Here is a 17,949-nt window from a genome sequence, read left to right on the forward strand (position 1 = left end):
CGGCCGCGTGGCAGCAGGCTCGGCGCGCGGCTCGCGTTTTTCGGGCGGCGTGTGCGGCTGCGTCGCGGCAGCCGGCTTCATCGTGCGCGAGCGCGGCGCGGAGCCGATGCCGCGCACGGGCGGCCGGTCGCGCCGCTTCTCGGCCTTCTTGGCCGCCGGCGGCAGGGAAATCTTCGGGCGCTGGGTCATCGTGGGGTCACACCGGAAACCACGATTGGACCACGACGCGCGGCCCCCTCAGGGCTTCCAGCCGAACAGATCCCTCAGTGCTTCCTCGTAATGCGCCTGCCCGACCGAGTGGGTGCTGTGGTGCGAGCCGCCCTCGACCAGCACCCAACGCTTCGGCTCCGAGGCGTTCTCGTACAGCGCCCGGCCGAGTTCGGGCTTGATCAGGGTGTCGTCGCTGCCGTGCACCACCAGCACCGGCGCCCGGACGCGCGCGATGCGCTCGGCCGAATCGAAGCGTTGCGTGATCAGCCAGCTCACCGGCAACCAGCCCCAGCGCATGGTCGAGAACACGTCGGCCACCGACGTGAACGTACCCTCGAGCATCAGGCCTTGCACGTCCGCGACCTCGGAAGCGAGGTGGACAGCGATCGCGCCGCCCAGCGAGTGGCCGAAGATGTAGCGCTGCTGTGCCGGGTATCGATGTGCCAGCCAGTCCCAGGCGGCGCCCGCGTCTTCGTGGGCCAGCGATTCGGAGGGGAGTGCGGCGCTGCTGCGGCCGAAGCCGCGGTAGTCGATCGCGAGCACGCTGAAGCCCATCGACTGCATCCGGCGCACCCGGTGCGCGCTGCCGTTGACGCCCCAGCGGGCGCCATGCAGATACAGCAGCACGGGCGCGTTCGCCTCGGGCCGGGGATGCCACAGCGCGTGCAGTCGGGCCGGTTGGCCGGTTTCCTGCGACGCGAATTCGATCCATACGTCCGCCATTCCCTCGGTTGCCTGCAAGCCCCTGCGCCACGATTCGGTTTCGGGCTGGAAGATCCATCGACGCTGCTGCGTGTCGAGTGCCGAGCAGCCCGCGAGCAGCGAGAACAAGGTGGCAAGGGCCAGCGCGAGGCGCCAGCCGTGGCGGAGGAGGGACGTCATGGCGGAAGAAAGACCCGGCCAGCGTACCGAAAGTTCAGGGCCGGGCGGTGCCGGTGCACACCAAGGTGCGCAACCCTTCACGTTCTTTTTTGGCTTGTTCTTCGAGCGCGGGAATCAACGCCCGCGCATGAACAGGGAATCCAGTTCCCGCAGTGTCAGCTGCCGCCAGGTCGGGCGGCCATGGTTGCACTGGTCGGCACGCTCGGTGCGCTCCATGTCGCGCAGCAGCGCGTTCATCTCGTCGAGCGTCAGCTTGCGGTTGGCGCGCACGGCGCCATGGCAGGCCATGGTCGCGAGCAGTTCGTGCTGGGCGCGCTGGATCACGTTGCTGGCGTCGTACTGCGCCAGCTCGGCGAGCACGCTGCGGGCGAGTTCGACGACGTCGGCGTCGGCCAGCGCCGCCGGGCGCGAACGGATCGCCAGCGTGCCGGGGCCGAGCGGCGTGACGTCGAGGCCCAGCGTCAACAGCGCCTCGCGTTGTGCCTCTGCGGCAGCCACTTCCGGCGGCGTGGCGGAGAAGGTGGCGGGGATCAGCAGCGGTTGCGTCTCGATGCGCTGGGCCGCCAGGTTGCTTTTCAACTGCTCGTAGACGATGCGCTCGTGCGCCGCGTGCATGTCGACGATCACCAGGCCGTGTGCGTTCTCGGCCAGCACGTAGATGCCGCCGATCTGCGCGACCGCGCGGCCCAGCGGCCAGGCGTCGGCGTCGGCCCATGCTGGCGCGGGTGCCGAGGGCGCCGCCGCGGCCGAAGGCTGCCATGCCGGCGGAGCTTCGCGCGCGTAGAGCACGGCCGCCTGCTGCAGACCGAGGCTGCCTTGCGCCGACGGTGGCGCCCACGCGGCAGCCGGGCCGAAGCCGGCGCGAGGCGCAGCAGAGGGTGCTGCGGCGGGCCAGGCCAGCGATGGCGCGGCCGTGCCTTCCGGTGCGGCCAGTGCGCGCGAAGCCGCCAGCGCCGCATCGACCGCGTGCCGCACCGCCTGGTGCACTTCACGCGACTCCCGAAAGCGGACCTCGATCTTGGTCGGATGCACGTTCACGTCGACGCGGTCGGGCGGAATCTCGACGAACAGCACATAGGTCGGCTGGCGGCCGCCGTGCAGCACGTCCTCGTAGGCCGAGCGCACGCCGTGCGCCAGCAGCTTGTCGCGGACGTAGCGGCCGTTGACATAGCAGTACTGCTGGTCGGCCCGCGCGCGCGCGGCGTCCGGCGTGCCGGCGCGGCCGGTGATCGTGACCGGCCCGACGCGCGCCTCGACCGCCCGGCTTTGCCCGACAAAATCGTCGCCCAGCACGTCCTTCACACGCTGTTCGGGCGTGCCGCGGCGCCATTGCTCCACCAGCTTGCCCTCGTGCCAGACGGCGAAGGACACGTCGGGACGCGCCAGCGCGTGGCGACGCACCGCTTCGACGCAGTGCGCCAACTCGGTGGCGTCGGTCTTCAGGAACTTGCGTCGCGCGGGCGTGTTGAAAAACAGCTCGCGCACCTCGACGCTGGTACCGACCCCGCGTGCGGCGGGGGCCAGCTCGCCCGAGCGCGCATCCAGCCGCCAGGCGTGCGCCGCTTCGGCCGTGCGGCTGAGCACCGACACGTCGGCCACCGACGCGATGGCGGCCAGCGCTTCGCCGCGAAAACCCATCGTCGATACCGATTCCAGGTCGGGCAGCGACGCGATCTTGCTGGTTGCGTGGCGACGCAGCGCCAGCGGCAGGTCGCCCTCGACGATGCCGCAACCGTTGTCCTCGACCACGACGCTGCGCACGCCCCCGGCCAGCAGCTTGATGCCCACTTCGCTGGCGCCGGCATCGAGCGCGTTGTCGACCAGCTCCCGCACCACCGAGGCCGGGCGCTCGACCACCTCGCCGGCGGCGATCTGGCTGATGAGTTCGTCGGGCAGTTCACGGATCGGGCGGCGCGCGACGGGAGCGGGGACGGCATTCATGCCGGCATTCTAGGGAAGCACCGCCGCCGTGCCGCTACAGGGCCTTACCGCCCTGTCTCGGCACACCGCGATAATCCGCGCCATGGAATTGGTCACCTTCCTCATCGACTTCATCCTGCACGTCGACCAGCACCTGGCCGCTTTCGTGCAGCAGTACGGCGCCTGGGTCTATGCGCTGCTGTTCGCCATCGTGTTCGTCGAGACCGGGCTGGTGGTGATGCCGTTCCTGCCCGGCGATTCGCTGCTGTTCGTCGTCGGCGCCATGTGTGGCGCCGGCCACATGGACCTGTCCCTGTCGATCGGCCTGCTGCTCGCAGCGGCGATCGCCGGCGACCAGCTCAACTACAGCATCGGCCGCTATTTCGGCCCCAAGGTGTTCCGCTGGGAGCAGTCGCGCTTCTTCAACAAGGCGGCCTTCAACCAGGCACATGCGTTCTACGAGCGCCATGGCGGCATCACGATCATCCTGGCGCGCTTCATGCCGTTCATTCGCACCTTCGCGCCCTTCGTGGCCGGCGTCGCCGAGATGAACCGCGCCAGGTTCACCCTCTACAACGTGATCGGCGCAGTGCTGTGGGTCGTCGGCATCACCGTCGCCGGCTACCTGTTCGGCAATCTCCCCCTCGTGCAGGACAACCTGAGCAAGATCATCTGGGGCCTGATCCTGATCCCCGGCCTGATCGCGATCTTCGGCGCCTGGAAAACCCGCCGCAGCGCGCCGGTGGCGTAAGCCCTCACGAAGCGACCCTCAGAAGAACCACTGGTGGCGGGGCCGCCGTCATCGAGTGACACCGCGGAGCCGGCTTTGCCGGTCCGCTGGTGTCGCCCCTTGAGGGGCGGCCGCAGGCCGTAGGGGTGGGCCGGCTAGACCTGCCGGTTGCGCGCCAACGGCGGGTTCTTCGCGAAATACTGCTTGATGCCCTTCATCATCGCGTCGACCAGTTCCTGCTGGTAGGTCGCGCTGCGCAGCTTGGACTCCTCTTCCGGGTTCGAGATGAAGGCCGTTTCGACCAGGATGGACGGCACGTCAGGCGCCTTCAGCACCGCAAAGCCGGCCTGCTCGACGCGCGGTTTGTGCAGCCGGCCGACGCGGCCGATCTGGCCGAGCACCTCGTGGCCGATGCGCAGGCTGTCGTTGATCTGCGCGGTGGTCGACATGTCGAGCAGTGCGCGCATCACGTGCCGGTCGCTGTGCTTGATGTTGACGCCGCCGACCAGGTCGGCCGCATTCTCCTTGTTGGCGATCCAGCGCGCTGCGGTGCTCGTCGCGCCGCGCTCGGACAGCGCGAACACCGAGGCGCCCCGCGCCTTGGGCGTGATGAAGGCGTCGGCGTGAATGGAAATGAACAGGTCGGCCTGCACGCGCCGCGCCTTGTCGACCCGCTGGTGCAGTGGCACGAAAAAGTCGGCGTCGCGCGTCATCATCGCGCGCATGTTGGGTTCGGCATTGATGCGGTCGCGCAGCTTGCGCGCCACCTGCAGCACCACGTCCTTTTCCTTCAGGCCACTCGGCCCGATCGCGCCCGGGTCCTCGCCGCCATGGCCTGGGTCGAGCGCAACGATCACGAGCCGGTCGATCTTCTTCAGGGTGCCCGGATCGACTTCGGCGCGGCGGGTGACCGGCGCGGTGGGGCCGGGCGTTGGCACCGGGGGAGCCGATGCAGGAGGGGCCGCGGCGACCGGCGGCTGCGAATCGGGCGGCCCCATGCGCCCGATGAAGTCGCCGAGCGCGTCGTCCATCGCGGCCTGGGCCTGCTTTTCGGCCTGCTCCCTCTCGCGGATCAGCGCCAGCAGCGGGTCGGGCGGCACCGTGGGGTAGAGATCGAACACCAGCCGGTGCTGGTAGGCGGCGACCGGCGCGAGCGTGAACACCTGGGGCGCCACGGCCTGCTTCAGGTCGATCACCAGACGCACCACACGCGGCTGGTTCTGCCCCATGCGCACGCCCGCGATGTAGGGGTCGTCAGACTGCACCTTGCCGACGATGTCGCGCAGCGTCGGGCTCAGCTCGAGCCCGTCGATGTCGATCACGATGCGGTGCGGGTCGCCGATCATGAAGTGCCGGGCGACGAGATGGGTGTCGCTTTCGAGCGTGACGCGGGTGTAGTCGGACGATGGCCACACACGCACCGCGACGATGGTCGCGCCGTAGGCGAGTTGCGGAGCGGCCAGCAGCAGCACGAGGCTGCCGCTGCCGACGACGAAGTTGCGGCGCTTGATCGACGTCGTCGTCATGGCAGCAGCGCCGCCCCGGCGGGGGTCAGGGCAGTGAGCATCACGTGGCGTTGGTCGTTGTCGGACACCTGAAGTTCCATTCGCAGGTCGGGCGCCGGCAGCAGCGGGCCGGCGTGGTCGGGCCACTCGGCGAGCTTCAGGCCCGGGCTCGTGAACACCTCGCGAAAGCCGGCGTCTTCCCATTCGCGGGGGTCGTCGAAGCGATAGAAATCGAAGTGCCACGCGTGCAGCGACGGCAATTCATACGGCTCCATCACCGCATAGGTGGGGCTCTTGATGCGGCCGGCGGCACCGAGCGCGCGCAACAGGTGCCGCACGAACGTGGTCTTGCCGGCGCCCAAGGCCCCCTGCAGCTCGATGAAGGCGTTGCGGATCTCGGGCTTCTCGGCCAGCGCCCGGGCAAAGGCCGCACACGCGGCCTCGTCGGGCCACAGGAGCTGGCGGGTTCCTAGAATCGGTGGATGCATCAATCCAAGGTCGTCGATCGTGCGGCCCTGCTGGCCGAGGTCCGTCAGTGGGCGCACGAGCTCGGATTTTCACAGATCGGCGTGTCGGGCGTCGACCTCCGCGGCGCGGAAGCCGGCCTTCAGGCCTGGCTCGCCGCAGGATTTCACGGTTCGATGGGCTACATGGCCGCTCACGGTCTCAAGCGAGCTCGCCCGGCAGAACTCGTGCCCGGCACCGTCAGCGTGATCACCGCGCGCATGGATTACCTGCCGCGGCACACCCCCGAAGGCTGGCAGGCAGTCGAGTTCGAGCGGCTGCGCGAGCCGCAGCAGGCGGTGGTGTCGGTGTATGCACGCGGTCGCGACTATCACAAGGTGATGCGCCAGCGGCTGCAAAAGCTGGCCGATCGCATGGCCGAACGGCTGGGGGCCTTCGGCCATCGCGTCTTCACCGATTCCGCGCCGGTGCTCGAGGCCGAGCTTGCCGGTCGCAGCGGCCAGGGCTGGCGCGGCAAGCACACGCTGGTGCTGCACCGCGAGGCGGGCTCGATGTTTTTCCTCGGCGAGATCTACGTCGACCTTGCGCTGCCAGAGAGCGAGCCGGTCAGCCCGCATTGCGGCTCCTGCCAGGCGTGCCTGGACGTGTGCCCGACGCAGGCTATCGTCGCGCCTCACCGGCTCGACGCGCGGCGCTGCATCTCCTACCTGACCATCGAGCACGACGGACCGATCCCGCACGAACTGCGGCGGCTGATCGGCAACCGCATCTACGGCTGCGACGATTGCCAACTGGTGTGCCCGTGGAACAAGTACGCGCAGCGGTCCATGCTGCCCGACTTCGATGCGCGGCCCGCGCTGACGCACCCGGGCCTGCTCGAGCTGTGGGGATGGAGCGAGCCCGACTTCCTGCATCACACCGAAGGCAGTGCAATCCGGCGCATCGGCTACGAGCGCTGGCGGCGCAACCTGGCCATCGCGCTCGGCAATGCGCTGCGCATGCAGCCTTCGGCAGAGATCGTCGCGGCGCTGCTGGCGGCGCGCAGCAGTGCGAGCGAACTGGTGGCCGAGCACATCGACTGGGCGCTGGCGCAGCGCGCACAGGCTCACCACAGCTGACGCAGCAACGCCAGCCACAGCGGGATCGACGCCATGCCGAGCAGCGTCGACAAGGTGATCAGGCCGGCAACGTAAGGCCCGTTGCCGCCCATGCGCATCGCGAGCACATAGGCGCTGGAGGCGGTCGGCATGGCGGCGAAGGCCACGACGACAGGCTGCTGCGCCGCCGGCACGCCGAGCAGCCACACGAGGGCCAGCGCCGTCAGCGGCAACAGCACGTGGCGGATGCCGAGCAGGCCGGCCGCAAGCCCGGGCCCGGCCCACAAACCACCCAGTTTCAACCCGGCGCCCACCGCCATCAGGCCGAGCGGCAGGGCGGCCTGGCCGATGCGCTGCAGCATCGGTGCGACCGGGTCGACGAAGCGGATGCCGAGCAGGTTGGCCACCAGACCTGCCACGGTGCTGACGATCAGCGGGTTGCGCACGATCTCGCGCCAGAAATGGTGCCCGCCGTGCCGGGCCAGCGGGTAAACGGCGGCGAAGTTGCACAGCGGTACGCACAGCGCGACGAGCAGCGCGGTCCAGGCCACGCCCTGCGCACCGCCCAGCTTCTCGGCCAGCGCGAGCGCGACATAGGAATTGAAGCGAAAGGCGACCTGCGCGCCGGAGGCGTGCAGCTTCGCATCGACGCCCGGCCACCTGCGCAGCGCATAGGCGGCGGCAATACCGGTCGCGACGATGCCGAGGCCGGCCCCGGCCAGCGGCAGCGTCTCGCCGATCTCCAGCGGGCTGCGCACGATGGAGTTGAACAGCAGCACCGGGAACAGCAGGTAGTACACCAGCCGCTCCACCGCGTCCCACACCGGCCGGTCGAGCGCGCTGTAGCGACACAGCAGGAACCCGCAGACGATCAACAGGAAGTCGGGCAGCAGCAGCAGGGCGTCGGACATCGGCAAGGACCAGCGAAGAAGGCCGACTGAGTGTGCCAGCGCGGGCGTGCGTCTCAGGGCAGACCCGGTTCGTAGTTCCCACAATCCCCGGGGGAATTTTCGTGCACACCATAGGGAAAAGCCGTTGCGTCCGGCAACATGTCGCAGTGGTGCCGCGGCATTCGGTGCATGATCCGCGCATCGCCATTCCCCGTTCGAACAAGGAGACCCACACATGCAGCGTAGACACTTGCTGGCCGCCCTCGCGATGCCCCTGGCACTGGCCGCGGGCTCGACCTGGGCGCAAGGCTACCCGACCAAGCCGGTGCGCCTGGTCGTGCCGTTCGCGCCCGGTGGCACGACCGACATCGTCGCCCGCGTGATCGCCGACAAGATCACGCCGCAGCTCGGCCAGCCGATGATCGTCGAGAACAAGGCGGGCGGCGGGGGCATCATCGGTGCCAACGAGATCACGAAGGCCGCGCCGGATGGCTACACCATCGGCATGGCCACCGTCTCGACGACGGCGTCCAACCCGGCCATCAACCCCAAGACGCCGTACAACCCGCTGACCGACTTCACGTCGATCATCAACATCGCGGCCACGCCCAACGTGATCGCGGTGCACCCGTCGTTCCCGGCCAAGGATTACAAGGGCTTCGTCGCCGAACTGAAGAAGAACCCCGGCAAGTACAGCTTCGCCAGTTCCGGCACCGGCGGCATCGGCCACCTGCAGATGGAGCTGTACAAGTCGCTGTCCGGCACCTTCATCACGCACATCCCGTACCGCGGCGCGGGCCCGGCGCTGAACGACACCGTGGCCGGCCAGGTGCCGATCATCTTCGACAACCTGCCGTCGGCGCTGCCCTTCATCAAGGACGGCCGGCTGGTCCCCATCGTCGTGGCGGCACCCCAGCGCCTGACCGTGCTGCCCAACGTGCCGACCTTCAAGGAAGTGGGGCTGGAACCGGTCAACCGCATGGCCTACTACGGGTTCCACGCGCCCAAGGGCCTGCCGAAGGACGTGGTCGACAAGCTCTCCGAGGCAGCCAGGAAGACGCTCGAGAACCCCGACGTGCGCAAGCGCATCGAGGACACCGGCTCGCTGGTGGTCGGCAACACGCCGGCCGAGTTCGCGGCACAGACCAAGGCCGAGTTCGAGGTCTACAAGAAGGTGGTCGAGCAACAGAAGCTGAAGCTCGAGTAAGCTCTCGCCGTCCATCGACGCGACGCCGCTCCGTCCGGGCGGCGTTTTCATTCGTGCACCCCGACAGCCAGGCTTCCATCGACCGCTTCATCGACGCCCTCTGGATCGAGGAAGGGCTGTCGACGAACACGCTGGCCGCCTACCGGCGCGACCTGACGCTGTACTGTGCCTGGCTGGCGGGCAGCGAAGGCCTGGCCCTCGACCGCACCACCGAGACGCACCTGCTGGCCTATGCCGTCGAGCGGGCGGCGACCAAGGCCACCTCGGCCAACCGGCGGCTCGCGGTGTTCCGCCGCTACTTCCGGTGGGCACTGCGCGAGCGGCTCGTCGACGCCGATCCGACACTGAAGCTCAGCACCGCGCGCCAGCCGATGCGCGTACCGAAGACGCTCAGCGAACAGCAGGTCGAAGCGCTGCTTGCCGCACCCGACGTCGACACGCCGCTGGGCCTGCGCGACCGCACCATGCTCGAACTGATGTACGCCAGCGGGCTGCGCGTCAGCGAACTGGTGACGCTGAAGACAGTGCACGTCGGCCTCGACGAAGGCGCGCTGCGCGTGATGGGCAAGGGCAGCAAGGAACGGATGGTGCCTTTCGGTGAAGAGGCCCACGCCTGGCTGCGCCGCTACCTGGCGTCGGCACGCGCCGAGATCCTCGGGCCGCGCACCACCGACGCGCTGTTCGTCACCCACCGCGGCGACGGCATGACGCGGCAGATGTTCTGGACGCTCATCAAGAAGCACGCCCGTGAAGCCGGTATCGCGGTGCCGTTGTCGCCGCACACGCTGCGGCATGCCTTCGCGACCCACCTGCTGAACCACGGTGCCGACCTGCGCGTGGTGCAGCTGTTGTTGGGGCATGCCGATATTTCGACGACGCAGATCTACACCCACGTCGCTCGCGAGCGCCTGAAGGCGTTGCACGCCAGGCACCATCCGCGCGGTTGAAGCCGTTCCGTCGCGCGGCGCGGCCTCGCGCACAATCGCCTGCCATGGACCACACCTTCGCTTCCGCCTTCATCCTGCTGCTGCTGGTGCTCGACCCCTTCGGCAGCCTGCCGATCTTCATCTCGGTGTTGCGCAACGTCGCGCCCGAGCGGCGCCGATGGGTGGCGATGCGCGAGGTGGCGCTGGCCTTCGGCGTGCTGCTGCTGTTCATGCTCACCGGCGAGGCCTTCCTGCGGTTGATGCACTTGTCGGAGCGGTCGCTCGAGGTGGCCGGCGGCGTGATCCTGTTGATGATCTCGATCCGCATGATCTTCGCCAGCGGCGAGTCGATCTATGCCGCAGACGCCGAGCGCGAGCCCTTCATCTTTCCGCTCGCGGTGCCGCTGATGGCGGGGCCTTCGGCGATGGCGACCGTGCTGCTGCTGGCCTCGCGGCAGCCCGATTTGCTGATGGAGTGGATCGGCGCACTGACCGGGGCGATGGTGGTCTCCGGCGTGGTGCTGCTGTCGGCCGACCGCATCCGCCGTTTCCTTGGCGATTCGGTGGTCAGCGCGCTGGAGAAACTGATGGGGCTGGTGCTGACCGCGATCTCGGTGGAGATGATTCTGGCCGGCCTGAAGCGCTACTTCCTCGGGGACTTGTAGCCCTCAGGTGCCGCCGTCGCCTTCGAGATACCGCAGTTCCTCGTCGCTGAACCCGGCGCGCTTGCGAGCCTCGCGGTTGAAGGGCGGCTTCAGCTTCGGGGCCTGGTAGCGTTCGGTCAACACCCGGTAGTGCGACACCGGGTCCAGCCCGTCGCGCTCGCACAGCCAGCGATACCAGTGGTTGCCGATCGCGACGTGGCCTACCTCGTCGCGCAGGATGATGTCGAGGATCTCCACCGCACGTTCGTCGCCGGCCTTGCGCAACTTGGCCTGGATCAAGGGGGTTGCGTCCAGCCCGCGAGCTTCCAGCGTGCGCGGCACCAGTGCCATGCGCGCGACGATGTCATCGCGGGTTTTCTCGGTCATCGCCCACAAGCCGTCGTGCGCGCTGAAATCGCCGTAGTCGTGGCCCAGGGTGTGCAGGTGCTCGCGCAGCAGCGTGAAATGGAACGCTTCCTCGGCGGCCACCCGCAGCCAGTCGGCATAAAAGCGCGGCGGCATGTCCGCGAAGCGCCAGACGGCGTCGAGCGCGAGGTTGATCGCATTGAACTCGATGTGGGCGATCGCGTGCAGCAGCGCCGCGCGGCCCTCGGGCGTGAACGGCGAGCGGCGCGGCACGCTGTCCGGCGGCACCAGTGCAGGGCGTTCGGGCCGGCCGGGGAGGACGCCCGCAGGCACCGGCCGCTCGGTGCTCGCCCAGTCGGTCCCGGCCTCGCATCGGGCCTGCAGCTCGCGGGCTTCGCGGGCTTTCTCCTCAGGGTCTTTCAGGGCAAGGATCTCGAGGGCGCGTCGGCGGGGGCTCATCCTTACAATTATCGGTTTCCCCGCGACGAAGGACTGAAATGGCCTTGTTCCAGATCGACGAGCACGCGCCCGACGTTCACGAGACCGCCTGGGTGGCCGACAGTGCCGAGGTCATCGGCAAGGTCGAGCTGGCCGAGGGCGCCAGCGTCTGGTTCGGCTCGGTGGTGCGCGGCGACGTGGAGACCATCCGTATCGGGCGCGGCACCAATATCCAGGACCACTCGGTGCTGCACGCCGACCCGGGCCAGCCGCTCACCCTTGGCGAGAACGTTACCGTCGGCCACCAGGCGATGCTGCATGGCTGCACTGTCGGCGACGGTACGCTGATCGGCATCCAGGCCGTGGTCTTGAACGGTGCCAGGATCGGCCGCAACTGCATCGTCGGTGCCGGCGCCCTGGTCACCGAAGGCAAGGAATTCCCCGACGGCTCGATGATCCTCGGCTCACCGGCCAAGGCCGTGAAGCAGCTCACGCCCGAGCAGATCACGGCCTTCCAGGCAGGCGCCCGGCATTACGTCGAGAATGCCCGCCGCTTCAAGGCCGGTCTCAAGAAGATCGGCTGACACAAACTTTGGAATACCGTTGACCACGAACACCTCCTCCAGCGAACTGCACAAATTCCTGTTCGAAGGCCTGCCCGTGCGCGGCATGCTGGTGCGCCTGACCGACGCCTGGCAGGACATCCTGCAGCGGCGCGAGCAGGCGGGCGCCTTTCCGCAGCCGGTGCGTCATCTGCTCGGCGAAATGGCTGCGGCCGGCGTGCTGATGCAGTCGAACATCAAGTTCAACGGTGCGCTGGTCCTGCAGATCTCCGGCGATGGCCCGGTCAAGCTCGCGGTCGCGGAAGTCCAGCCCGACCTGGCGCTGCGCGCCACCGCCACGGTGATCGGCGACGTGGGCGACGACGCACAGCTCGAGGCGCTCGTCAACGTGCACGGCAAGGGCCGTTGCGCCATCACGCTCGACCCCAAGGACCGCCTGCCGGGCCAGCAGCCCTACCAGGGTGTCGTGCCCCTGCACGGTGATCGGCGCGAGCCGCTGCAGCAGATCAGCGAGGTGCTGGAGCATTACATGCTGCAGTCCGAACAGCTCGATACCAAGCTCGTGCTGGCCGCCAACGACCAGGTCGCCGCCGGCCTGCTGATCCAGCGCCTGCCGATCGAAGGGGAGGGCAACCTGGCTGCGCAACGCAACGAGGACGAGATCGGTCTCAACGAAGCCTTCAACCGCATTTCGCACCTGGCGAGCACGCTGACGAGCGAGGAGCTGTTGACGCTGGACGCCAACACCATCCTGCACCGTCTGTTCTGGGAAGAATCGGTGCGCCGCTTCGAGCCGCTGACCGGCGAGGACGGGCCCCATTTCGCGTGCAGCTGCTCACGTGAGCGCGTCGGCCAGATGCTCAGAGGCCTGGGGCGCGAGGAAGTCGACGGTATCGTCGTTGAGCAGGGCCGGGTGGAGATCGTCTGCGAGTTCTGCGGAGAGCACTACCATTTCGACGCGATCGACGTCGGCAGCCTGTTCACCGACGAGCGCAACCAGCCGCCATCGTCGTCCTCCATCCAGTAGCGGGCCGGCTCGGGTTCGAACCTCACGGTTTCGATGCGAACCTGAACAGCCGGTGCTCGCATTCGGGCACCAGGCATTCGAGGCAGCACGGGCGCAGTCTCTGGGGGACGGTGTCGGCGACCGTCGCGAGCCGTGAGACGCTGGCGAACAGCCGCGGCTGCAGCAGCCGCCATGCGGTATCGACCCGTTGCTCGACGCGCCCGTAGACCACGCTGTACGGCCACGACGCGGCCCCGAGTGCCAGCCGCAGTTGCGCGTCAATCGTTTCGGCCGCGCGGCGATCCACCCCCGTCGCTGCATCCACGCCTGCCAGCAGGCAGCAGAGGCGGTCGGCTTCCGGCGCCCGGCTGTCGGCATGGCCCAGCAGCCATGGCGTGATGTCCACCAGCCGTGCAGGCGTTCCGGCATCGGCCAATCGGGCTGCAAGCCCCGCCTGCAGGAACTCGACCCCGGTGCCCGGCGCCCCAGCGAGCGCAATGCAGCGGTTCACCTCGCCCTCGGCAAAGAAAAACGGAGCCGCGGGCGGCTCCGTTTCGATCGTCGCTGCGGCGTCGTCATCGCGGCGGCGGCGTGACCTGCACGTAGATCTCGTTGGGCTTGATCATGCCGAGCTCGAAGCGCGCCTTCTCCTCGACCATCTCCAGCCCTTCCTTCAGGTCGCTGACCTCCGCCGCGAGCTGCTGGTTGCGCTCGCGGGCGCGGTCGTTCCTGGCCCGGTGTTCGCCGAGCCGGCCCTGCAGCTCCATGACCCGGTGCACGCCATGCCGGCCGAACCACAGCTCCGCGTGCACCAGCACGAGCAGTGCAGCCAGGGCCAGCGTGACGAGGCGGGTGGACACGGCAGCGGGATGCCTCAGCGCAGGTTGTAGAACGCGGCGCGGCCGGGGTAGCTGGCAATGTCGCCCAGGTCTTCCTCGATGCGCAGCAACTGGTTGTACTTGGCGATGCGGTCCGAGCGCGACATCGAGCCGGTCTTGATCTGGCCGGCGTTGGTGCCGACGGCGATGTCGGCGATGGTCGAGTCTTCGGTCTCGCCGGAACGGTGCGAGATCACCGCGGTGTAGCCCGCGCGCTTGGCCATCTCGATCGCGGCGAAGGTTTCGGTCAGCGTGCCGATCTGGTTGATCTTGATCAGGATGGAGTTGGCGATGCGACGGTCGATGCCTTCGCGCAGGATCTTGGTATTGGTGACGAACAAGTCGTCGCCGACCAGCTGCACCTTGCTGCCCAGCGCCTCGGTCAGGTGCTTCCAGCCGTCCCAGTCGCCTTCGTGCATGCCGTCCTCGATGCTCACGATCGGGTACTTGTCGCACCAGGTCGAGAGCACGTTGGTCCATTCCTGGGCGCTCAGTGTCAGGCCCTCGCCTTCGAGGTGGTACTTGCCGTCCTTGTAGAACTCGCTGGCCGCGCAGTCCAGGCCCAGCGCGATCTGCTCGCCCGGCGTGTAGCCGGCGCGCTCGATCGCTTCGAGGATCAGCTGGATGGCCGCTTCGTGGCTGGTGACGCTGGGAGCGAAGCCGCCTTCGTCGCCGACCGCGGTGCTCATGCCCTTGTCGTGGATGATTTTCTTCAGCGCGTGGAAAACCTCGGCCCCGTAGCGCACGGCTTCGCGGAAGCTGGGCGCGCCGATCGGCAGGATCATGAACTCCTGCAGGTCGAGGTTGTTGTTCGCGTGCGCACCGCCGTTGATGACGTTCATCATCGGCACCGGCATCTGCATCGAGCCCGAGCCGCCGAAATAGCGGTACAGCGGCAGGCCGGATTCTTCAGCGGCCGCACGGGCCACGGCCATCGAGACCGCCAGCGTCGCGTTGGCACCCAGGCGCGACTTGTTGTCGCTACCGTCCAGGTCGATCAGCGTGCGGTCGAGGAAGGCCTGCTCGGACGCATCGAGTCCCAGCACCGCTTCGGAGATCTCGGTGTTGACGTGCTCGACGGCCTTCAGCACGCCCTTGCCGAGGTAGCGGCCCTTGTCGCCGTCGCGCAGCTCGATCGCCTCGCGCGAGCCGGTGGAGGCGCCGGACGGCACGGCGGCGCGGCCCATCACGCCGGATTCCAGCAGGACGTCGCATTCGACGGTGGGGTTGCCGCGGCTGTCCAGGATCTCCCGGCCGACGATGTCAACGATGGCACTCATGTGTTGTTTCTCCTTTGCGGGTGTCAAGTCGACCGGGGCACGCCTTCGACCACGATCATGTTGAAGTATTCGGTGGTGCCGGCGCGCAAGGCACGCGCGGCGCGGTAGTTCTCGCTGTCGTAGAAGGCCTTGGCCTGCTCGAGGCTCGGAAAGCGCAGCATCGCGATGCGGGCCGGGTGCCAGTCGCCCTCCAGCGTTTCGTGGCGGCCGCCGCGCACGAGGTACTCGCCGCCGAAGGCCGCCACCGCCGCCGGGGCGGCCGCCATGTAGGCCTTGTACTGCTCGGGGTCGGTGATCTTCATGTCGACCACCACGTAGGCTTCTGCCATTGCGCTCTCCGCAGTCATTGGAAGTCGTTCTCGAGCAGCGGCTGGGTCTTCACGACCCGGTCCAGCGCGACCAGCTGCTCCAGCAACGCACGCATGCGCTTCAGCGGCACCGCGTTCGGGCCATCGCTCAGTGCCTTGGCGGGGTCGGGGTGGGTTTCCATGAACAGCCCGGCCACGCCGACGGCCACCGCTGCGCGCGACAGCACCGGCACGAATTCGCGCTGGCCGCCGGAGCTGGTGCCCTGGCCGCCCGGCAACTGGACCGAATGCGTCGCGTCGAACACCACCGGCGCACCGGTTTCGCGCATGATCGCCAGCGAGCGCATGTCGCTGACCAAGTTGTTGTAGCCGAAGCTCGCGCCGCGTTCGCAAGCCATGAAGCTGTCTTCGTTCAGGCCCTTCTCGCGTGCTGCGGCGCGGGCCTTGTCGATCACGTTTTTCATGTCGCCGGGGGCGAGGAACTGGCCCTTCTTGATGTTGACCGGCTTGCCCGACTGCGCGACGGCGCGGATGAAATCGGTCTGGCGGCACAGGAAGGCGGGCGTCTGCAGCACGTCGACGACCTGCGCCACGGTCTCGATCTCGGCCTCGCTGTGCACGTCGGTCAGCAGCGGCACCCCCAGCTCGCGTTTCACCTTGGCCAGGATCTCCAGGCCCTTCTCCATGCCGGGGCCCCGGAAGGATGTGCCCGACGAACGGTTGGCCTTGTCGTAGCTGGACTTGAAGATGAACGGGATGCCGAGTTCGGTGGTGATCTCTTTCAGCGCGCCGGCGGTGTCCATCTGCAGTTGCTCGGACTCGACGACGCAGGGGCCGGAGATCAGGAAGAAGGGGCGGTCGAGACCGACCTGGAAGCCGCAAAGCTGCATGCGATGACCTCGTATTGATAAAAAACCGCGCAAGCGCGGTGTGTTCAGGCGGCGGCCTTCTCGGAGCGGCTTTGCTGGTGCGCCAGCGCCGCCTTGATGAAGGACGCGAACAGCGGGTGCCCGCCCCATGGGGTCGACTTGAACTCGGGGTGGAACTGCACGCCCATGAACCACGGGTGGACATTGCGGGGCAGCTCGACGATCTCGGTCAGCTTCTCGCGCTGCGTGATGGCCGAGACGATCAGCCCGGCATCCTCGAGCTGCTTCAGGTACTTCTCGTTCGCCTCGTAGCGGTGGCGGTGCCGTTCGGTCACCACGTCGCCGTAGATCTCGTGCGCCAGCGTGCCGGGCTTGACGTCGGAGCTTTGTGCGCCCAGCCGCATCGTGCCGCCCAGGTCGGAATGCTCGTCGCGACGCTGGATGGTGCCGTCGGCCTCCTGCCACTCGTCGATCAGCGCGATCACGGGGTGCTGTGCCTGCGCGTCGAATTCGGTGCTGTTGGCGCCCGACAGGCCGGCCTTGTGACGCGCGTATTCGATGGTCGCGACCTGCATGCCCAGGCAGATGCCGAGGTAGGGCAGCTTGTGCTCGCGGGCGTATTGCGCCGCCAAAATCTTGCCCTCGACGCCGCGCTTGCCGAAGCCGCCGGGCACCAGGATGGCGTCGTACTTGGCGAGCCGTTCGGCGTTCTGCGGGTTCAGCTCCTCGGAATCGAGGTATTCGATGCGCACGCGGGCGTGGTTGTGGATGCCGGCATGGCGCAGCGCCTCGTTGAGCGACTTGTACGAATCGCTGAGGTCGACGTATTTGCCGCACATGGCGATGGTCACCTCGTGCTGCGGGTGCTCCAGCTCGTGCACGAGGTTGTCCCAGCGCGACAGGTCGGCGGGCTTGGTCGACAGGTGCAGCTTGGTGCAGATGAGCTGGTCGACACCTTGCTCGTGCAGCATGCGCGGCACCTTGTAGATCGTGTCGGCGTCCCACACCGAGATCACGCCGTATTCCGGCACGTTGGTGAACAGCGAGATCTTCTCGCGCTCGTCGTCGGGGATGCGGCGGTCGGCGCGGCACAGCAGCGCGTCGGGCTGGATGCCGATCTCGCGCAGCTTCTGCACGGTGTGCTGGGTGGGCTTGGTCTTCAGCTCGCCGGCGGCAGCGATCCACGGCACATAGGTCAGGTGCACGAAGGCCGTGTTCGTCGGCCCGAGCTTCAGGCTCATCTGGCGCACCGCCTCCAGGAACGGCAGCGACTCGATGTCGCCGACCGTGCCACCGATCTCGACGATGGCGACGTCCACGGCCTCCGGCGTGCCGACGCCGGCGCCACGGCGCACGAACTCCTGGATCTCGTTCGTGATGTGCGGAATCACCTGCACGGTCTTGCCGAGGTAGTCGCCGCGCCGCTCCTTCTCGAGCACGCTCTTGTAGATCTGGCCGGTGGTGAAGTTGTTCGAGCGCTTCATCTTGGTGGTGATGAAGCGCTCGTAGTGCCCCAGGTCCAGGTCGGTCTCGGCCCCGTCGTCGGTCACGAACACCTCGCCGTGCTGGAACGGGGACATCGTTCCAGGATCGACGTTGATGTAGGGATCGAGCTTGATGAGGGTGACTTTGAGGCCGCGCGATTCGAGGATCGCGGCCAGGGAGGCCGAAGCGATGCCCTTGCCTAGGGAGGACACCACACCGCCAGTGACAAAGACAAACTTGGTCATTGTGAGCAGCGGCCGCTTAAAGGTCACGACCGCTG

Annotated in this window: 19 protein-coding genes; 7 read left to right on the plus strand and 12 right to left on the minus strand. The window is 68.0% G+C overall.

What is annotated here, in order from left to right:
• Positions 1–237: 237 nt before the first annotated feature.
• Positions 238–1,092, minus strand: a complete 855-nt coding sequence (locus tag M8A51_RS11985) for an alpha/beta hydrolase (RefSeq protein ID WP_251778697.1) — start codon at positions 1,090–1,092, stop codon at positions 238–240.
• Positions 1,093–1,206: 114 nt separating this feature from the next.
• Positions 1,207–3,033, minus strand: a complete 1,827-nt coding sequence (gene mutL, locus M8A51_RS11990) for a DNA mismatch repair endonuclease MutL (RefSeq protein WP_251778699.1) — start codon at positions 3,031–3,033, stop codon at positions 1,207–1,209.
• 82 nt (positions 3,034–3,115) lie between these two features.
• Here mutL and M8A51_RS11995 point away from each other — a divergent pair, with 82 nt between their 5' ends.
• A complete protein-coding gene (locus M8A51_RS11995) occupies positions 3,116–3,763 on the plus strand; it encodes a DedA family protein (protein ID WP_251778700.1) in 648 nt (215 codons plus the stop codon).
• 134 nt (positions 3,764–3,897) lie between these two features.
• Here M8A51_RS11995 and M8A51_RS12000 read toward each other — a convergent pair whose 3' ends face one another.
• A complete protein-coding gene (locus M8A51_RS12000; protein ID WP_251778701.1) occupies positions 3,898–5,268 on the minus strand; it encodes an N-acetylmuramoyl-L-alanine amidase in 1,371 nt (456 codons plus the stop codon).
• Positions 5,265–5,735 carry a tRNA (adenosine(37)-N6)-threonylcarbamoyltransferase complex ATPase subunit type 1 TsaE gene (tsaE, locus tag M8A51_RS12005; RefSeq protein WP_251778702.1) on the minus strand — a complete coding sequence of 157 codons (471 nt, stop codon included), beginning with the start codon at positions 5,733–5,735 and terminating at the stop codon, positions 5,265–5,267. Before tsaE ends, M8A51_RS12000 begins: the two co-directional genes overlap by 4 nt.
• Between tsaE and queG the strand changes: the two genes are divergently transcribed.
• The gene (gene queG, locus M8A51_RS12010) at positions 5,730–6,830 is read left to right on the plus strand and encodes a tRNA epoxyqueuosine(34) reductase QueG (protein ID WP_251778703.1); all 1,101 of its coding nucleotides are present in this window, start codon (positions 5,730–5,732) and stop codon (positions 6,828–6,830) included. The two genes, tsaE and queG, sit on opposite strands and share 6 nt — an antisense overlap.
• Here queG and M8A51_RS12015 read toward each other — a convergent pair.
• The gene (locus M8A51_RS12015) at positions 6,818–7,720 is read right to left on the minus strand and encodes an AEC family transporter (protein ID WP_251778704.1); all 903 of its coding nucleotides are present in this window, start codon (positions 7,718–7,720) and stop codon (positions 6,818–6,820) included. The two genes, queG and M8A51_RS12015, sit on opposite strands and share 13 nt — an antisense overlap.
• 214 nt (positions 7,721–7,934) lie before the next feature.
• On the opposite strand from M8A51_RS12015, the gene M8A51_RS12020 reads away from it, so the two are divergent.
• From M8A51_RS12020 to M8A51_RS12030, 3 genes are read left to right on the plus strand one after another with little or no spacing between them, the layout of a single operon-like run.
• Complete coding sequence (locus tag M8A51_RS12020) at positions 7,935–8,906, plus strand: tripartite tricarboxylate transporter substrate binding protein BugE (protein WP_251778705.1); 972 nt, start codon at positions 7,935–7,937, stop codon at positions 8,904–8,906.
• 53 nt (positions 8,907–8,959) lie between these two features.
• A complete protein-coding gene (xerD, locus tag M8A51_RS12025) occupies positions 8,960–9,853 on the plus strand; it encodes a site-specific tyrosine recombinase XerD (protein WP_251778706.1) in 894 nt (297 codons plus the stop codon).
• Positions 9,854–9,897: 44 nt separating this feature from the next.
• Positions 9,898–10,497 (plus strand): MarC family protein, encoded by a 600-nt coding sequence (locus tag M8A51_RS12030; protein WP_251778707.1) that lies wholly within the window; start codon positions 9,898–9,900, stop codon positions 10,495–10,497.
• Positions 10,498–10,500: 3 nt separating this feature from the next.
• Here the strand turns inward: M8A51_RS12030 and M8A51_RS12035 are convergent, their stop codons facing one another.
• Entirely contained in the window at positions 10,501–11,301 is an 801-nt protein-coding gene (locus M8A51_RS12035) for a ferritin-like domain-containing protein (protein ID WP_251778708.1), read from the minus strand.
• A gap of 38 nt (positions 11,302–11,339) precedes the next feature.
• Here M8A51_RS12035 and M8A51_RS12040 point away from each other — a divergent pair, with 38 nt between their 5' ends.
• Positions 11,340–11,864: a gamma carbonic anhydrase family protein gene (locus M8A51_RS12040; RefSeq protein ID WP_251778709.1), complete on the plus strand. Its 525-nt coding sequence runs from the start codon at positions 11,340–11,342 to the stop codon at positions 11,862–11,864.
• Between the two features lie 19 nt (positions 11,865–11,883).
• On the plus strand, positions 11,884–12,870 hold the full coding sequence (gene hslO, locus M8A51_RS12045; RefSeq protein WP_259371962.1) for an Hsp33 family molecular chaperone HslO: 987 nt from the start codon (positions 11,884–11,886) through the stop codon (positions 12,868–12,870).
• A 22-nt stretch (positions 12,871–12,892) separates the two neighbouring features.
• Here the strand turns inward: hslO and M8A51_RS12050 are convergent, their stop codons facing one another.
• From M8A51_RS12050 to M8A51_RS12075, 6 genes are all read right to left on the minus strand, one after another.
• Positions 12,893–13,360 (minus strand): hypothetical protein, encoded by a 468-nt coding sequence (locus M8A51_RS12050; RefSeq protein ID WP_251778710.1) that lies wholly within the window; start codon positions 13,358–13,360, stop codon positions 12,893–12,895.
• A 64-nt stretch (positions 13,361–13,424) separates the two neighbouring features.
• Positions 13,425–13,709 (minus strand): cell division protein FtsB, encoded by a 285-nt coding sequence (gene ftsB / locus M8A51_RS12055; protein ID WP_251778711.1) that lies wholly within the window; start codon positions 13,707–13,709, stop codon positions 13,425–13,427.
• A 14-nt stretch (positions 13,710–13,723) separates the two neighbouring features.
• Entirely contained in the window at positions 13,724–15,007 is a 1,284-nt protein-coding gene (eno, locus tag M8A51_RS12060; protein ID WP_251778712.1) for a phosphopyruvate hydratase, read from the minus strand.
• A 23-nt stretch (positions 15,008–15,030) separates the two neighbouring features.
• A complete protein-coding gene (locus M8A51_RS12065) occupies positions 15,031–15,336 on the minus strand; it encodes a DUF1330 domain-containing protein (protein ID WP_251778713.1) in 306 nt (101 codons plus the stop codon).
• Between the two features lie 14 nt (positions 15,337–15,350).
• Positions 15,351–16,205 (minus strand): 3-deoxy-8-phosphooctulonate synthase, encoded by an 855-nt coding sequence (gene kdsA / locus M8A51_RS12070; protein ID WP_251778714.1) that lies wholly within the window; start codon positions 16,203–16,205, stop codon positions 15,351–15,353.
• A 44-nt stretch (positions 16,206–16,249) separates the two neighbouring features.
• Positions 16,250–17,914, minus strand: a complete 1,665-nt coding sequence (locus M8A51_RS12075; protein WP_251778715.1) for a CTP synthase — start codon at positions 17,912–17,914, stop codon at positions 16,250–16,252.
• Between the last annotated feature and the right edge of the window lie 35 nt (positions 17,915–17,949).

It is taken from the genome of Caldimonas mangrovi (assembly GCF_023721835.1).
GTDB classification, from domain to species: Bacteria; Pseudomonadota; Gammaproteobacteria; order Burkholderiales; family Burkholderiaceae_C; genus Caldimonas; species Caldimonas mangrovi.

What these genes read in the sequence shown, in the direction of transcription:
- M8A51_RS12030 (WP_251778707.1), top strand. Translation starts at nt 9,898, where the DNA reads ATGGACCACACCTTCGCTTCCGCCTTCATCCTGCTGCTGCTGGTGCTC.
- mutL (WP_251778699.1), bottom strand. Translation starts at nt 3,033, where the DNA reads ATGAATGCCGTCCCCGCTCCCGTCGCGCGCCGCCCGATCCGTGAACTG.
- eno (WP_251778712.1), bottom strand. Translation starts at nt 15,007, where the DNA reads ATGAGTGCCATCGTTGACATCGTCGGCCGGGAGATCCTGGACAGCCGC.
- M8A51_RS12000 (WP_251778701.1), bottom strand. Translation starts at nt 5,268, where the DNA reads ATGACGACGACGTCGATCAAGCGCCGCAACTTCGTCGTCGGCAGCGGC.
- kdsA (WP_251778714.1), bottom strand. Translation starts at nt 16,205, where the DNA reads ATGCAGCTTTGCGGCTTCCAGGTCGGTCTCGACCGCCCCTTCTTCCTG.
- tsaE (WP_251778702.1), bottom strand. Translation starts at nt 5,735, where the DNA reads ATGCATCCACCGATTCTAGGAACCCGCCAGCTCCTGTGGCCCGACGAG.
- M8A51_RS11995 (WP_251778700.1), top strand. Translation starts at nt 3,116, where the DNA reads ATGGAATTGGTCACCTTCCTCATCGACTTCATCCTGCACGTCGACCAG.
- M8A51_RS12065 (WP_251778713.1), bottom strand. Translation starts at nt 15,336, where the DNA reads ATGGCAGAAGCCTACGTGGTGGTCGACATGAAGATCACCGACCCCGAG.
- M8A51_RS12015 (WP_251778704.1), bottom strand. Translation starts at nt 7,720, where the DNA reads ATGTCCGACGCCCTGCTGCTGCTGCCCGACTTCCTGTTGATCGTCTGC.
- queG (WP_251778703.1), top strand. Translation starts at nt 5,730, where the DNA reads ATGCATCAATCCAAGGTCGTCGATCGTGCGGCCCTGCTGGCCGAGGTC.
- M8A51_RS12075 (WP_251778715.1), bottom strand. Translation starts at nt 17,914, where the DNA reads ATGACCAAGTTTGTCTTTGTCACTGGCGGTGTGGTGTCCTCCCTAGGC.
- M8A51_RS12020 (WP_251778705.1), top strand. Translation starts at nt 7,935, where the DNA reads ATGCAGCGTAGACACTTGCTGGCCGCCCTCGCGATGCCCCTGGCACTG.
- M8A51_RS12040 (WP_251778709.1), top strand. Translation starts at nt 11,340, where the DNA reads ATGGCCTTGTTCCAGATCGACGAGCACGCGCCCGACGTTCACGAGACC.
- M8A51_RS11985 (WP_251778697.1), bottom strand. Translation starts at nt 1,092, where the DNA reads ATGACGTCCCTCCTCCGCCACGGCTGGCGCCTCGCGCTGGCCCTTGCC.
- M8A51_RS12035 (WP_251778708.1), bottom strand. Translation starts at nt 11,301, where the DNA reads ATGAGCCCCCGCCGACGCGCCCTCGAGATCCTTGCCCTGAAAGACCCT.